Here is a 15,490-nt window from a genome sequence, read left to right as displayed (position 1 = left end):
GCCCGCCCCTCAGGCCGGGATGTCGAGGGGCTCGTTCCCGAGCCAGCTGATGCGGTGCAGCGGGCTCGGCCCCAGTTCGGAGACGGCCGCACGGTGGGCGGCGGATCCATACCCCTTGTTGGCATCCCAGCCGTAGCCGGGGGTCTCGACGTGCGCGGCGCGCATGAAGCGATCCCGATGCACCTTCGCGAGGACGGATGCGGCCGCCACGCTCGCGCAGTCGCGGTCGGCCTTCGGTCGGATGCGCACCTCGACCGTGCGCGCCGGGGCCGTGCGGGCCAGGGCCGGCGTCAGCCAGTCGTGGGCGCCGTCGAGGAGGACGGTGCCCGCCGCGACACCGGCACGGGCGGCGAACAGGACGTCGAGGGCGCGTGTTCCGGCCAGGCCCAGGGCGGCGACGATGCCGATGCGGTCGATCTCCTCGGCGCTCGCCTCGCCGACCGCCCAGCAGCCGGCGACCCACTCGGCCACGAGCGGATGCAGCGACTCCCGCTTCGGCTCGGCGAGCAGCTTCGAGTCGCGCAGGCCGTCCGGCCACGGCCCGATCGCGGCGTGGACGGCGGCCACGCCGACCGTCACGGGGCCGGCGATGGCCCCGCGCCCCACCTCGTCGACGCCGATGACGAACGGCGCGCCCGCGTCGAACAGGCGCTGCTCGTGGAAGAAGCGCGGCAGCACGGGGCTCACGATCCGTTGCCCTCGTCGACGCCGGAGAAGACCTTCGGATAGTTGTCGAGCCACGCCCAGCGCTCGATGGGCCAGCTGACGACGAAGGCACGGCCGACGACGTTGTCGATCGGCACGAAGCCCTCGGAGGGCGTGTCGCCGTTGTAGCGGGAGTCCTTGGAGTTGTAGCGGTTGTCGCCCATGACCCAGAGGCGGTCGTCGGGCACCGTCGTCTCGAAATCGATCGCCGAGACGCGCTGCTCGTTCGGCGGCAGCGTCACATACGGCTCGTCGAGCGGGACGTCGTTGACGGTCATCTGCCCGAGGGCGTTGCAGCAGGCGACGGTGTCGCCCGGCAGACCGATGACGCGTTTGACGAGGTGGTCGTTCGAGTCGGGAGCCGTGAGGCCGACGAAGCCGAGGAACCAGTCGAAGGCGGCCACGAGCGGCGGCTGCTCGGGCTCGGGCTGGGGGGTGAGCCAGCCGCCCGGATCCTTGAACACGACGACGTCGCCGCGTTCGAGGCCCACGAGGTCGGGGACGAGCTCGTTGACGATGATGCGGTCGTCGACCTCGAGGGTGTGCTCCATCGAGCGCGAGGGGATGAAGAAGGAGCGGATGAGGAAGGTCTTGATGAGGAAGGACACCAGGACGGCGACCACGAAGATGATGAGGAGGTCCCGCAGGAACAGCAGCAGCCCCCGCCGCCTGCGGCGACCGCGGTCCTGCTCGTCCTCGATCGCCTCGCCCGTGTCGGTCACCGCTTCAGCCTCCGCGCCCCGCCCCGCGTCATGCGGACCGTCGTACAGTCCGCATGAAAAAACCGGACTCCTCGACCAGTCTAGGTCGGGGAGTCCGGTCTCGCGTGCAGGGACGCGACGGCTCAGCTCTCGCGCTTCTCGCGGATCTTGGCCTTCTTGCCGCGGAGACCGCGGAGGTAGTACAGCTTCGCGCGACGCACGTCGCCGCGGGTGACGACCTCGATGTGGTCGATCACCGGCGAGTGGACCGGGAAGGTGCGCTCGACGCCGACCTGGAAGCTCACCTTGCGGACGGTGAAGGTCTCGCGCACGCCGTCGCCCGAGCGGCCGATGACGACGCCCTGGAAGACCTGGATACGGCTGCGCGTGCCTTCGATGATGTTGACGTGCACCTTGACGGTGTCGCCGGGGCGGAAGTCGGGGATATCCGACTTCAGGCTCGCTGCGTCGACGGAATCGAGGATGTGCATGATGGTTCGCTCTCTGCGCCCGCCACCGGTCGAACGCGATTCATGGGAAAAGAATCCGGTGCCGCACCGCGTGCGGAAGCGCACGCGTGCTCCCCGGAGGCAGAGCCCTGCGGCGGCACAAGCGTCTATTCTGCCATGAACCGGCCCCGGCCGCCAATGCGCGGCGGGCATCGCCCCTCGCGGCTCAGTCGCGCGACTCGCGGATGACGAGGTATTCGCCGCCGTCCTCCGGCGGCAGACGCCCGGGCGGCGTGCCGGCGGCCCGCCGCTGCGCCTCGGCGAAGGCCTGCATGCGCCGGGAGCCGTCGCGCATCAGCTGCCACAGCGCGAGCCAGAACGCCGCGATGCCGAGCAGGAGCGCGAGCACCCCGAAGAGCGTGGCCGTCTCGCCGAAGAATCCGAGGCCGACGAGGCTCGCGTGCCACGCGGCCAGCACGGCGACGTCGGGCCACGAGGCCGCCCGCGTCTCGCGGGCCGTCGGCCGCATGCCGATGAGCAGGGCCACCGCGCCGAGCGCGATGAGCACGACGGGCACGAGGACCAGGAGGCCGAGGAAGCCCCAGCCGGTCTGGCCGAAGAAGCCCCAGCCGAGGAACAGCCAGGCGGGCAGCGCCACGACTGCGGCGAGGCGCCAGCGGTAGAAGAGCCTGCGGAGGGGCATGATCCGAGCCTAATCGGCGCGCCCGGGCATCCACCGGGTGTTCACTCAGCGCGGAACGGGGAGAATGGATGCCGGAAGGGAGCACCGTGATCGAACTGAGGACTCCGGCAGAGCTCGAGCGGATGCGGCCGGCGGGCCGTTTCGTGGCGAGCGTGCTCGAGGCGACGAGGGATGCCGCGAAGGTCGGCGTCAACCTGCTGGAGCTCGATGCGCTCGCGCACGAGATGATCCGGAAGGCCGGCGCCGAGTCGTGCTACATCGACTACCACCCCTCCTTCGGCGCGAGCCCCTTCGGCAAGGTCATCTGCACCTCCGTCAACGACGCGGTCCTGCACGGCCTCCCCCACGACTACACGCTGCGCGACGGCGACCTGCTGAGCCTCGACTTCGCCGCATCCGTCGACGGCTGGGTCGCCGACTCGGCCGTGTCGGTCGTCGTCGGCACGGCGCGGCCCGCCGATCTGAAGCTCATCCGCACCACCGAGCTCGCCCTCGAGGCCGGCATCGCCGCCGCCCGCGTCGGCAACCGGATCGGAGACATCTCCGCGGCGATCGCCGAGGTCGGCCACGGCGCCGGCTACAAGATCAACACCGACTTCGGCGGCCACGGCGTCGGCCGCACCATGCACGGCGACCCGCACGTGCCGAACGACGGCCGCGCCCGCCGCGGCCTGCCGCTGAAGCCGGGCCTCGTGATCGCGATCGAGCCGTGGTTCCTCGAGACGACGAAGCGCATCTTCACCGATCCCGACGGCTGGACGCTGCGGAGCGCCGACGGCTCGCGCGGCGCCCATTCCGAGCACACGATCGCGGTCACCGACGGCGACCCGATCGTGCTCACGGCGCGCGACTGAGCGGTTCGGCCGCGCCGTTCGGCCGCCGGCTCCGGCCGAGGTCCGGCCGCGCCTCAGGCCGCGAGGCTCAGCGCGACCTCCGCGTAGCGGTCGAGCACGACGTCGACGAGTTCGTCCGGCACCGGCCCGTCGCCGAGGAGCGGCGCGCTCGTGAGTTCGCCGCCGGCGGCGACCGCGAGATCGTGGAAGTAGCCGGGCGCGAGCAGATAGCTCGCGACGGCGACCCGCGCGAGCGGATGCACGGCGCGGGCGTTGGCCACGGCCCGCGCGACGCTCGGCCGCGCCGCCGACAGGAAGCCGAGTCGCACCGCCAGGCCGAGCTCGGTCGCGGCGAGGCCGGCCACCGCTCGGCAGTCGGCGACGGCCGAGCGGTCGCTCGAGCCGGCGGCGGCGAGCACGATCCGGTCGCCCGGGGCCCGTCCGGCCTCGCCCAGGCGCCGGACGAGCACGGACGCCAGACGCGGGTCCGGCCCGAGGGCGCGGGCGAGCCGGGCCCGCGGGAAGGCCTCGAGCTCCCGCACGAGGTCGACGTTCACGTGGTACCCGGCCGAGAGCAGCAGCGGCACGACGACGACGGAGCGGTCGCCGATCGCGGCGAGCGCCGCCGGGACGTCGGGCTGCTGCACGTCGACGAAGGCGCTTTCGACGCGGGCGCCGCTCGCTTCGCGGACGGCGTCGACGAGGGCGGCGACGGCGCGCCGGCCGGCTTCGGAGGAGGTGCCGTGCGAGACGGCGAGGAGCACGGGGGCGCTCACCGGGCGACTCCGAGCTCGACCTCGATGCCGCCGTCGACGACGCGGGTGCGGTAGGTGCCGAGGCGGTAGTCGGGCGCCGTGTAGCACTCCCCCGTGCCGAGGTCGTAGACCTCCTTGTGCAGCGGGGAGGCGATCGTGGGCCGGTCGCGTTTGGAGCCGACGATGCCGCGCGCCATGACCGGTGCGCCGGTGCGCGGATCGAGGTGGTCGACGGCGTAGACCTCGGCGGGGCCGATGCGGAACAGGGCGATCTGGCGTTCCCCGAGCAGGGCGACCTCGCCCCAGGCGGGTTCGAGTTCGTCGACGGGGCAGACGGCTCGCCAGGCGGTGCGGGTCGCGGTGACGGTCATGTCGGATCCCTTCGGGCCTCGCGGTGGGGCGTTGCCCCGACGCTACGCGCGGCGTGTTTCGCGGGCACGACGGCGTGTTACGGCCGCGTGAAACCGGCCTCACACCGCGGCGGATGCGGTGTGCGGGCACGGTGCGGGCTCGGTTACGCCTCCGAAACACGGCGGAAACGGCCGCGCCGTACGTTCGGCCGTATACCGATCGGGAGGGCGGCAATGAGCGAGCAGACTCCGGGGCGCGAACGGCGCATCCTCATCGTCGGCGGCGGGCCGGCGGCCCATCGCCTGGCGGACGGCCTGCACGAGCGGGATGCCGGGCGGAGCCTGCGGGTGACGGTCGTCGGCGAGGAACCGCACCGGCCCTACGACCGGGTCGCCCTCAGCACGCGGCTGGCCGGCGACGTCGATCTGACCCTGAAGCCCGATGCGATGTGGGACGAGGAGCGGGTGCGCCTCATCACGGGCGAGACGGTGACCGCCGTCGATCATGCCGCGCATATCGCGACGACCTCGTCGGGCCGCACGATCGGATACGACGAGCTCGTGCTGGCGACGGGATCCACCGCCCCCGTACCCGAGATCATCGGCGCCGAGCACGCCCGCGTCTACCGCACGATCGAGGACGTCGACCGGCTCGTCGCCGAGACCGAGCGGATCGCCGCCGAACGCGGCCGGCCTGCGCAGGTGCTCGTCGCCGGCGGCGGCCTCCTCGGCCTCGAGGCGGCCGGCGGGCTCGCCGCCCTCGGCGCGCGGGCGGCGGTCGTCCACTCCGGCGGCTGGCTGATGTCGGCCCAGCTCGACGAGGGAGCCGGCCGCGCCCTCGGGCGCATCATCGGGGCGCAGGGCATCGGCCTGCACCTCGGCACCCGGCCCCAGGCGATCCACATCGAAGGCGGCCGCGTCATCGGCGCCGGGTTCACGAACGGCCAGCAGGTGGCCGCCGACCTCGTCGTGTTCGCGATCGGCATCCGCCCCCGCGACGAGCTCGCCCGCGACCTCGGCCTCGAGCTCGGCCCGCGCGGCGGCGTCGAGATCGACACCGCGTGCCGCACCTCGCGGTCCGGGATCTGGGCGATCGGCGAGGTCGCGAGCTTCCGCGGCCGGTGCACGGGCCTCGTCGCACCGGCGAACGCGATGGCCGAGGTCGTCGCCGACCGCCTCCTCGGCGGCGCCGCGGAGTTCACGAGCGTCGACGACGCCACGAAACTGAAGCTGTCGGGGGTGGATGTCGCAAGCTTCGGCGACGCGCTGGCGGTCACGCCGGGCGCCCTCGAGATCGTCTATGCGGACCCGGCGCGCGGCCTGTACCAGAAGCTCGTCACGACCGACGACGCGAAGACCCTCCTCGGCGGCGTCTTCGTCGGCGACGCCGCCCCGTACTCCTCGCTGCGCCCCCTGCTCGGCACCGAGCTCTCCGCCGAACCGGCCGCCTACCTCTCGGCCTCCGGCATGGAGCCGCCGGCCGGCGACGAGCTGCCGGCATCCGCCCTCGTCTGCGCATGCAACAACGTCGACGCCGGCACCGTCCGCGACGCCGTCAACGGGGAGCACGGCGAGGCGTGCACCGAACTCGGCGCCCTGAAGGCCTGCACCCGCGCCGGCACCCAGTGCGGCTCGTGTGTGCCGCTCGTGAAGAAACTCCTCGACGCCGAACTGGCCAAATCCGGCATCGAGGCCTCCCGCGCCCTCTGCGAGCACTTCGAGCTCAGCCGGCAGGAGCTGTTCGAGTCGGTGCGGGTCACCGGGATGACGAGCTTCGACGACATCATCGCCCGCTTCGGCACCGGCGGCGGCTGCGACGTCTGCAAGCCCGTCGTCGCCTCCATCCTCGCCGCCCAGCACGGCTCGTACATCCTCGACGAGGGTCGCGGCACCCTGCAGGACACGAACGACCGGGCGATGGCGAACATGCAGAAGGACGGCACCTATTCGGTCGTGCCCCGCATCCCCGCCGGCGAGATCACCCCCGACAAGCTCGCCGTCATCGCCGCCGTCGCCCTCGACTTCGGCCTTTACACGAAGATCACCGGCGGCCAGCGCATCGACCTCTTCGGCGCCCGGCTCGACCAGCTGCCGGAGATCTGGCGGCGGCTGGTGGATGCCGGCTTCGAATCCGGTCAGGCCTACGGCAAGGCCCTGCGGAACGTGAAGAGTTGCGTCGGATCGACGTGGTGCAGGTACGGGGTGCAGGATTCGGTCGCGATGGCGGTGCGCCTCGAGCTCCGCTACCGGGGCCTGCGTTCGCCGCACAAGCTGAAGTTCGGGGTGTCGGGATGCGCCCGCGAATGCGCCGAGGCGCGCGGCAAGGACATCGGCGTCATCGCCACCGAGCAGGGCTGGAGCATGTACGTCGGCGGCAACGGCGGCTTCCAGCCGGCGCACGCGCAGCTGCTCGCCAGCGACCTCGACGACGACACGCTGCTGCGCTACATCGACCGCTACCTCATGTACTACATCCGCACCGCCGACCGCCTGCAGCGCACCGCACGTTGGATCGAGGACCTCGAGGGCGGCCTCGACCACGTCCGCGACGTCGTCGTGCACGACTCCCTCGGCCTCGCCGACGAGCTGGAGGCGGCCATGGCCCGCCACGTCGACACCTACGAGGACGAATGGGCGGCGACCCTCGCCGACCCCGAGCGGCTTCGGCGTTTCCGCTCATTCGTGAACGCGCCGGGCACCCCGGACCCCACCGTCGCCCGGGTGCCGGAGCGGGGCCAGTTGCGGCCGGCGACGCGCGAGGAGGTCGAGGACGGTCGCGCCGTGCTCATCGCCGGCGCGACGATCCCCGTGCGGAACGAGGAGGAGCGATGAGCGGGCGGGTCACCCTCGTCGGCGGCGGCCCGGGCCGCGAGGACCTGCTGACGGTCGCGGCCGTCCGTGCCCTCGCCGGCGCCGAGGTCGTCCTCTACGATCGCCTCGCCCCGCACGAACATCTCGCCGAGCTGGCGCCGCGGGCCGAGCTCGTCGACGTCGGCAAACGCCCCGGCCACCACGCGATCCCGCAGCACGAGATCGAACGCCTCCTCGTCGAGCATGCGCTCGCCGGGCGCCGGGTCGTGCGGCTGAAGGGCGGCGACCCGTACGTGCTCGGCCGCGGCGGCGAGGAGCTGGCCGCCTGCCGGGCCGCCGGGATCCCCGTCGACGTCGTGCCGGGCGTGACGAGCGCCGTCGCCGTGCCGGGGGCCGCCGGCATCCCGCTCACCCACCGCGGCATCAGCTGCATGTTCACCGTCGTGTCGGGCCATGCGCCCCTCTCCGACGCCGAACTCGGCCATCTCGCCGGCCTCGGCGGCACGATCGTCGTGCTCATGGGGATGACGACGCTGCCGGCGACCGCCGCCGGGCTCGTGCGCGCGGGCATGGCCGCCGGCACGCCCGTCGCGATCGTCGAACGCGGCTTCCAGGCCGGGCAGCGCACGACGGTCGCCGAACTCGGCGACGTCGTCGCCCGGGCGGCGGCCGTGCGGGCTGCGTCGCCGGCGATCATCGTCATCGGCGAGGTCGTGCGACTCGCGGCCGGCGGCGACGGGGCGGCCCGCGAGGTCATGCAGCGGGCGGCCGGGCTCGGGGCGTCGCCGTGACCGGCATCCCCGGCTTCCGCCCCGATCAGCTCGAAGGCTTCCGCATCGGGGTGACGAGCGACCGTCGCAGCGCCGACCTCATCGACGCCTTCGAACGGCGCGGGGCGCAGGTACTGCACGCCCCGACGCTCCGGATCGCGAACGCGCAGCTCGACGACCCCGTCATCGCCGACACGCGGGCCGTCATCGAGGCCCGGCCGGATGTGCTGCTCGCCACGACCGCGTACGGCATCCGCCGCTGGTTCGAAGTCGCCGACGCCGCCGGCCTCGGGCAGGAACTCGTCGAAGCCCTCGCCGCCACCGCGATCCTCGTCCGCGGCCCGAAGGCGCGCGGCGGCATCCGCGCGGCGGGCCTGAACGACGTCGGAATGAGCCCCGAGGAGACGACCGCCTCGCTCGTCGACACCGTGCTCGCCGAGTACCCGCCCGGCCTCACCGTCGCCGTGCAGTTGCACGGGGTGCTCGACCCCGCGCAGCTCGAGCGTCTGCGGGCCGCCCACGCGCGCGTGCTCACCGTCGAACCGTACCGCTGGCGGATGCCGGACGACGCCGACGACCGGGTGCACCGCCTCATCGACGCCGTCTGCGCCGGCACCGTCGACTGCGTGACGTTCACGAGCGCGCCGGCGGTGCACGCCCTCTTCGCCGCCGCCGAAGCGGACGGCAGCGCCGGCGCCCTCGCCGAGGCCATGCGCGGGCCGGTCGTGGCCGCCGCGGTCGGGCCGGTCACGGCCGCGCCCCTCGTGGATGCCGGGATCGCACCCCTGCAACCCGAGCGCTACCGCATGGGCGCGCTCATCCGCCTCGTCTGCGAGCACCTCGAGCACCACGGCGTCACCCGGCTCGAGACCCGGCACGGCCCGCTCGGCATCCGCGGATCCGTCGTCGAGGTCGGCGGGCGACGCATCGCCCTCTCCCCCGCCGGCCGGTCGATCCTGCACACCCTCGTCATCGCCGGCGGGTCCGTCGTCTCCCGCGAACGCCTCGCCCGCACCCTGCCCGGCACCGACGACGAGCACGCCCTCGAGGTCGCGATGAGCCGGCTGCGGGCCGCGCTCGGCGTGCCGGGCGTGATCGCGACCGTCGTCAAACGCGGCTACCGCGTCGACGTGTGACGGTTCCCTCACGCGCCGCCCTGAGGCCGGTGAGCGAGTCGAGACCTGACGTTCACGGCCCGCGCGATCCGCCGAAACACGGCGTCGATAGCTTCGCCATACACGATCCCATCCGCGAGCGGAGGCCGACATGACCGTCACCGAACCGAGCAATGCGAACCTCGCCGGCGATGCCGTCGGCACCGCCCTCGTCCGTCGCCGCGGGCGCTGGATCGACGGGTGGAACCCCGAGGACCCGGTGCAATGGGCGCACGAGGGGCGGGCGATCGCCAAGCGCAACCTCGGCTGGTCGGTGTTCGCCGAGTTCCTCGGCTTCGTCGTGTGGCAGCTGTGGTCGATCGTCGCCGTGCAGCTGCCCGGCGCCGGCTTCGCCCTCGGCAGCAGCGAGGTGTTCTGGCTGATCTCGATGCCGAGCCTCGTCGGGGCGACCCTGCGCATCCCGTACTCGTTCCTCGTGCCGATCTTCGGCGGGCGGAACTGGACGATCATCTCCGCCGGGCTCCTGCTGATCCCGGCGATCGCCATGGCCGTATGCGTCGGCAACCCCGAGACGCCGTTCGGCGTGCTGCTCGGCGTCGCCGCGCTCGCCGGCTTCGGCGGCGGCAACTTCGCCAGCTCCATGTCGAACATCACCTTCTTCTACCCGCAGCGCGAGAAGGGCTGGGCGCTCGGCCTGAACGCGGCGGGCGGCAACCTCGGCGCATCCGTCGCCCAGTTCGCGGTGCCGATCGTCATCGCGATCGGCGCAGGGGCGAGCCTGAACCTGCCCCTGGCGGGGTGGATCTGGGTTCCGCTCATCGTCGTCGCCATGTTCGGCGCGTTCCGCTACATGGACAACCTCTCCTCGGCGAAGGCCGACCTCGCCGGTTCGGCAGCGGCGCTCCGCGAGCCGCACCTGTGGCTGCTCGCGCTGCTCTACATCGGCACCTTCGGCTCCTTCATCGGCTTCGCCGGCGTCTTCCCGAAGCTCATCGCCGACCAGTTCCCCGCATTCTCGACGTTCCAGGTGGGCGGCGCCTCGCTCTCCCTCGCCTTCCTCGGCGCCCTCGTCGGCTCGCTCGCCCGCCCCTACGGCGGGCGGCTCTCCGACCGGCTCGGCGGGGCGCGGGTCACGGTCGCCGCCTTCGCCGTCATGGCGGCCGTCACCGTCGCCGTCATCCTCACCCTGCCGCTCGGCAGCTTCTGGCTGTTCCTGGCCTGCTTCCTCGTGCTGTTCGCCGCCGCGGGCATCGGCAACGGCTCGACGTACCGGATGGTGCCGGTCGTCTTCGCGCTCCGCAGCGGCGCCTCGGCGGATGCGGCCGGCGACGTCGGCACGCAGCGGAAGGCGGCCGCAGCCCTCGGGCTGATCTCGGCGATCGGTGCCTACGGCGGCTTCCTCATCCCGCAGGCGCTGAACCTCTCGGCGCAGGCCACCGGCGGATATGCGACCGCGTTCTGGATGTTCGTCGCCGTCTACGTCCTGCTGCTCGTGCTCACCTGGGCCGTGTACGTCCGAGCCCCGTTCGCCCGTGCGCGGAAGATCTGAGGGCGGATGACCACGCTGGCCGAACCGTCCGTCGTCCCGCAGCACGCGGCGGCGACCGCCACCCACTGCCCGTATTGCGCACTGCAGTGCGCGATGACCCTCACGCCTGCGGCCGGTCGGGCCGTGCCGGTGGAGGTCGCCCCGCGCGACTTCCCGACCAACCGCGGCGGGCTCTGCAAGAAGGGCTGGACGTCGGCGGAACTGCTCGGCGGCGCCGGGCGCCTCACGGCCCCGCTCGTGCGCGGCGCCGACGGGCGCTTCACCGAGACCGGATGGGACGAAGCCCTCGATCTCGTCGCCCGCGGCATCCGCCGCACCCGGCTCGAACACGGTGCGGACGCCGTCGGCGTCTTCGGCGGCGGGGGCCTCACGAACGAGAAGGCGTACCTGCTCGGCAAGTTCGCCCGCATCGCCGTCGGCACGAGCCGCATCGACTACAACGGCCGCTTCTGCATGTCTTCGGCCGCCGCAGCCGGCTCCCGCGCCTTCGGCCTCGACCGGGGGCTGCCGTTCCCCGTCGAAGACCTCGACGGCGCATCCACGATCCTGCTCCTCGGCACGAACGTCGCCGAGACCATGCCGCCCTTCGCCGGGCACCTCGCCGGGGCGCAGTCCGCCGGCGGCCTCATCGTCGTCGACCCCCGGCGGACCCCGACCGCCCGCCTCGCCGGCGACGGCGCGGGCCTGCACGTCCAGCCCACCCCCGGCAGCGACCTCGCCCTCCTCCTCGGCATCACCCACGTCGTCTTCGCCGAGGGCCTCGTCGACGAGGGCTACCTCGCCGCCCGCACGAGCGGCGCCCGCGGGCTGCGCCGGAGCGTCGCCGCGTGGTGGCCGGAGCGGACGGCATCCGTCACCGGGGTGCCGGCCGCGACCATCCGCGCCGTCGCGCGCCGGCTCGCCTCCCGTCCCGCCGGCGATGCGGGCACGGCCGGCCGGCCGGCCGGCGGCACCTACATCCTCACCGGCCGCGGCGTCGAACAGCACATCGACGGCACCGACACGGCCACCGCCGCCATCAACCTCGCCCTCGCGCTCGGTCTGCCCGGAACCCCCGGCTCCGGCTACGGCACCCTCACCGGCCAGGGCAACGGGCAGGGCGGCCGCGAACACGGGCAGAAAGCCGACCAGCTGCCCGGGTACCGGAAGATCACCGACCCCGCCGCCCGCGCCCATCTCGCCGCCGTCTGGGGCGTGCCCGAAGCATCCATCCCCGGGCCCGGCGTGCCCGCCGTCGAACTGCTCGCCTCGCTCGGCCGGCCCGGCGGCGTGCGCACCCTCCTCGTGCACGGCTCGAACCTCGTCGTCTCGGCCCCGAACGCCGCATCCGTCCGCTCCGGGCTCGGCCGGCTCGACCTCCTCGTCGTCTGCGACTTCTTCCTCTCCGAGACGGCCGCGCTCGCCGACGTCGTGCTGCCCGTGCGGCAGTGGGCCGAAGAAGAGGGCACGATGACCTCCCTCGAGGGCCGCGTCATCCGCCGGCTGCGGGCCGTCGCCGCCCCCGACGGCGTCCGCGACGAACTGCAGATCCTCGCCGAACTCGCCCGGCGCCTCGACGCCCCGTCCGCGTGGCCCGACGAACCGCGCGCCGTCTTCGAAGAGCTCCGGCTCGCCTCCGAGGGCGGCATCGCCGACTACTCGGGCATCGACTACGGGCTCCTGGATGCCGGTGAGGCCGCCCACTGGCCGTACCCGCGCGGCTCGACCGGCACCCCGCGGCTCTTCGCAGATCGCTTCGCCCACCCCGACGGGCTCGCCCGCATCGTGAGCGTCGCCCGGCATCCGCACCCCGAACGCGAAGCCGCCGCGGCCCGCCTCACGCTGGTCACCGGCCGCCTCCTCGAGCACTACCAGTCCGGCGCCCAGACCCGCCGCGTCGCCGAACTCCGCGACGCGCAGCCCGTCGCCCGCATCACGCTCCACCCGGCGACCGCCGAGGCGCACGGCATCGCCGACGGCGACCCGATCGAACTCGGCAACGACCGCGGACGCGTCCGGGGCCTCGCCAGCCTCAGCACCGACATCCGCCCCGACACCCTCTTCGCCCCGTTCCACTATCCGGGCGACGAGACGGCGAACCTCGTCACCTCCGACGCCGTCGACCCGGTCTCATCGATGCCAGAGTTCAAAACCGCCGCCGTCACCGTGCGGCGCATCATCGTGGAGGCCGGATGAGACCGTTCCGCATCGTGCTCGTCGGCTACGGCCCCGTCGGGGCCCGCTTCGCCGAGGAACTGCTGCCAGGGCTCCGAAACGGCCGCATCGCGCTCACCGTCGTCGGCGCCGAGACCGCAGACCCCTACAACCGGGTCCTCGTCGCCGAGCACGCCGTCGGCGCCGTCGGACTCGACTCGATGCTGATCGCCGACCCCGATGCGCTTCGGGATGCCGGCGCGCGCGTGCTCACCGGGGTCGCCGCCCGCCGCGTCGACCGCGCCGCCCGCACCGTCGAGCTCGCCGACGGCGAACGGATCGGCTACGACCGGCTCGTGCTCGCCACCGGCGCCCGCGCGAACATCCCCACCCTCGACGGCGTCGACCGGCCCCGGCGCGACGCCGGCACCCTCGAACGCTTCGGCGACCGGCTCATCGGCGCCGACGACCCGCTGCCGGCCGGCGTCACCGCGCTCCGCGATCTGGAGGACGCCGCCCGGGTGCGCGAGGCCGTCACCGCCGGCGCCCGCATCGTCGTCCTCGGCGCCGGCGTCCTCGGCCTCGAGATCGCCCTCGCCGCCGCGCACGCCGGCGCCCAGGTGTGCGTCGTCCACCACGGCCCGCACCCCATGCCCCGCAACCTCGACCGCGGCGGCGGCACCGTCCTCGGCCGCGCCCTGCGACGCACGGGCGTCTCCGTCATCGCGCACAGCCGCGCCGAAGCGATCGCCTTCCGCGACGACGCCGACGGGCGGCGACGCTTCGACATGCTCGTCACCGCCGACGGCAAGCAGATCCGCGGCGACCTCCTGCTGCTGTCCTGCGGGGTGACCGCCCGCAGCGAGCTCGCGACCCTCGCCGGCCTCCGCACCGCCGGCGGCATCGTCGTCGACGAAGGGCTCGCCAGCTGGACCGACCCCGCGGTGCACGCGATCGGCGACTGCGCACACGTCGTGCCGCGCGGCACTGAGCCCGCCGCCGGTGGCGGGCTGCCCGGCGCCCCGAGCGGCCTCATCGGGCCGGGATGGCGACAGGCGGAATGGCTCGCGGCGCAGCTCTCGGAGGAGGCGGGGGCGGGTGCGGGCGCGTCGGGCGCGGACGCGGTGGATGCCGTCATGCCGCCCGAGCGCGAGCCCGTCGTCATGTTGAAGGCCGAGCACGTCGACGTCGTCGCGGCCGGGCGGGTCGACGCCGAACCGTGGGACGACCCGGCCGACGGCACCGCGGTCGCCCAGTGGGCCGACCCCGAGCACCACCGCTACGTCAAAATGGTCACCGCGGAGGGGCGCCTCACGGGCTTCGTGAGCGTCGGGATGCCGCGCACCGCCGCCGAGCTCACGCTGCTCTTCGAGCGCGGCGACGAACTGCCGGCGGACCGCTCGCTGCTGCTGCGCTTCGACGGCCCCGACCACGACCCGGCCGCAGCTGCCGATGCGTTCGCACCGGCGACGACCGTGTGCTGGTGCAATGCCGTCACCGTCGAACGCATCGAGGCATCCGCCGCATGCGGAGCCGCGAGCGTCGCCGACGTCGGGCGCGACACCCGCGCCGGAACCGGCTGCGGCGGCTGCAAGGGGCGCATCGCCGAGGTGCTCGCCCGCTTCGCCGAGACCGGCGGCGCCCCCAGCCAGGTCGGCTGACACCGCCGGACCCCGGTCGGCTCGCCCGCAGGCCGCTCGGCGGCCGGCGGAGCATGCCGCTCAGGCGGTGGTGCGGCGGCGTGCTGCGGATGCCTCGTCGTAGCGGTCGAGGACGAGGTCGACGAGCGCGGCCGCGGCGGGCTCCCCGGGCAGCAGCAGGGGTGCGGCGACGAGATCGGCCCCCGAGGCGGCGACCTGGTCGTAGAAGGTCCCCGGCGCGAGCAGATAGCTCGCGACGAGGATACGGTGGCCCGGGTGCACGGCACGGAGCATCTCGATCGCGTCGGGCAGGCGCGGGATGGCCGCGGCGATGAAGCCGACGGTGACCGGGCGGCCGAGGCGGGCGCCGAGGAGGCGCGCGGTCTCGAAGCACTCCCGGACGGCGCGCGGGTCGTTGGAGCCGGCCGCCGCCAGGACGAGCGAATCGCGCTCGCGGAGCCCCAGGGCATCCACCCGCCCGGCCAGGACGTCGACGATGCGGGCATCCGGCCCGAGCCCGGCGGCCAGCCGGGCGCCGTCGCCCGCGAGGCGGTCGATGCCCTGCGCGAGGCCGGTGCGCACGTGGAAGCCGGCCGAGAGCACGAGCGGCACGATCACCGAGCGGTGCTCGGCCGCGCTCGAGGCGAGCGCCGCGGCGAGTTCGCGGCCCGCGGCATCCACGAAGGCGATCGACACGTCGAGGTCCGGCCTGGCCGAGGCGACGCCGTCCACCAGCCGGATGACGGCGGCGCGGTTGTCGCTCGACGGCCGCCCGTGGGTCACGGCGAGCAGGCGCAACGGCGTCGGCCGTAGGTCGATCCGTTCCCCGTCACCCGAACCGATCGCCACGAATACCGCCTCTCACCGCGCGCGGCCGAGCAGGACCGCCGGGTCCGAGGCTAGGCAGGGCGTGTTTCACGGACGGGGCCCGCGTGTTTCCGGCAGGTGAAGACTCCCTCACTCGGGGGGTCGCCGG

The 15,490-nt window shown here is 73.8% G+C and carries 14 protein-coding genes; 7 read left to right on the top strand and 7 right to left on the bottom strand.

Annotation, left to right across the window (positions count from 1 at the left end):
- Positions 1–9 precede the first annotated feature (9 nt).
- The 4 genes from G127AT_RS14670 to G127AT_RS14655 form a co-directional block, all read right to left on the bottom strand.
- Positions 10–687: a ribonuclease HII gene (locus tag G127AT_RS14670; protein WP_210898126.1), complete on the bottom strand. Its 678-nt coding sequence runs from the start codon at positions 685–687 to the stop codon at positions 10–12.
- Positions 684–1,427, bottom strand: a complete 744-nt coding sequence (gene lepB, locus G127AT_RS14665; protein ID WP_425305865.1) for a signal peptidase I — start codon at positions 1,425–1,427, stop codon at positions 684–686. Before lepB ends, G127AT_RS14670 begins: the two co-directional genes overlap by 4 nt.
- Before the next feature lie 122 nt (positions 1,428–1,549).
- Positions 1,550–1,897 (bottom strand): 50S ribosomal protein L19, encoded by a 348-nt coding sequence (gene rplS, locus G127AT_RS14660; RefSeq protein ID WP_210898124.1) that lies wholly within the window; start codon positions 1,895–1,897, stop codon positions 1,550–1,552.
- A gap of 184 nt (positions 1,898–2,081) precedes the next feature.
- Positions 2,082–2,558 (bottom strand): hypothetical protein, encoded by a 477-nt coding sequence (locus G127AT_RS14655; RefSeq protein WP_210898122.1) that lies wholly within the window; start codon positions 2,556–2,558, stop codon positions 2,082–2,084.
- Between the two features lie 86 nt (positions 2,559–2,644).
- Here G127AT_RS14655 and map point away from each other — a divergent pair, with 86 nt between their 5' ends.
- The gene (gene map, locus G127AT_RS14650) at positions 2,645–3,412 is read left to right on the top strand and encodes a type I methionyl aminopeptidase (RefSeq protein ID WP_210898120.1); all 768 of its coding nucleotides are present in this window, start codon (positions 2,645–2,647) and stop codon (positions 3,410–3,412) included.
- Positions 3,413–3,465: 53 nt separating this feature from the next.
- Here the strand turns inward: map and G127AT_RS14645 are convergent, their stop codons facing one another.
- The gene (locus G127AT_RS14645) at positions 3,466–4,167 is read right to left on the bottom strand and encodes a sirohydrochlorin chelatase (RefSeq protein ID WP_210898118.1); all 702 of its coding nucleotides are present in this window, start codon (positions 4,165–4,167) and stop codon (positions 3,466–3,468) included.
- Entirely contained in the window at positions 4,164–4,517 is a 354-nt protein-coding gene (gene nirD / locus G127AT_RS14640; protein ID WP_210898116.1) for a nitrite reductase small subunit NirD, read from the bottom strand. The genes G127AT_RS14645 and nirD overlap by 4 nt, the downstream gene beginning before the upstream one ends.
- Before the next feature lie 213 nt (positions 4,518–4,730).
- On the opposite strand from nirD, the gene nirB reads away from it, so the two are divergent.
- The 6 genes from nirB to G127AT_RS14610 all read left to right on the top strand — a co-directional run bounded on the left by nirB (position 4,731) and on the right by G127AT_RS14610 (position 14,535).
- The gene (gene nirB / locus G127AT_RS14635; RefSeq protein WP_210898114.1) at positions 4,731–7,328 is read left to right on the top strand and encodes a nitrite reductase large subunit NirB; all 2,598 of its coding nucleotides are present in this window, start codon (positions 4,731–4,733) and stop codon (positions 7,326–7,328) included.
- On the top strand, positions 7,325–8,098 hold the full coding sequence (gene cobA, locus G127AT_RS14630; RefSeq protein WP_210898112.1) for a uroporphyrinogen-III C-methyltransferase: 774 nt from the start codon (positions 7,325–7,327) through the stop codon (positions 8,096–8,098). The genes nirB and cobA overlap by 4 nt, the downstream gene beginning before the upstream one ends.
- On the top strand, positions 8,095–9,213 hold the full coding sequence (locus tag G127AT_RS14625) for a uroporphyrinogen-III synthase (protein ID WP_210898110.1): 1,119 nt from the start codon (positions 8,095–8,097) through the stop codon (positions 9,211–9,213). Before cobA ends, G127AT_RS14625 begins: the two co-directional genes overlap by 4 nt.
- A gap of 130 nt (positions 9,214–9,343) precedes the next feature.
- Positions 9,344–10,741 (top strand): MFS transporter, encoded by a 1,398-nt coding sequence (locus G127AT_RS14620; protein WP_210898108.1) that lies wholly within the window; start codon positions 9,344–9,346, stop codon positions 10,739–10,741.
- 6 nt (positions 10,742–10,747) lie between these two features.
- Complete coding sequence (locus G127AT_RS14615) at positions 10,748–12,916, top strand: molybdopterin oxidoreductase family protein (RefSeq protein ID WP_210898106.1); 2,169 nt, start codon at positions 10,748–10,750, stop codon at positions 12,914–12,916.
- Entirely contained in the window at positions 12,913–14,535 is a 1,623-nt protein-coding gene (locus G127AT_RS14610; RefSeq protein WP_210898104.1) for an FAD-dependent oxidoreductase, read from the top strand. Before G127AT_RS14615 ends, G127AT_RS14610 begins: the two co-directional genes overlap by 4 nt.
- A 60-nt stretch (positions 14,536–14,595) precedes the next feature.
- Here the strand turns inward: G127AT_RS14610 and G127AT_RS14605 are convergent, their stop codons facing one another.
- Positions 14,596–15,363 carry a sirohydrochlorin chelatase gene (locus tag G127AT_RS14605; RefSeq protein WP_244857616.1) on the bottom strand — a complete coding sequence of 256 codons (768 nt, stop codon included), beginning with the start codon at positions 15,361–15,363 and terminating at the stop codon, positions 14,596–14,598.
- Between the last annotated feature and the right edge of the window lie 127 nt (positions 15,364–15,490).

It is taken from the genome of Agromyces archimandritae (assembly GCF_018024495.1).
GTDB classification, from domain to species: Bacteria; Actinomycetota; Actinomycetes; order Actinomycetales; family Microbacteriaceae; genus Agromyces; species Agromyces archimandritae.
The sequence above is the reverse complement of the archived record's forward strand: the minus strand, read 5'-3'. Positions and strand labels throughout refer to the sequence as shown.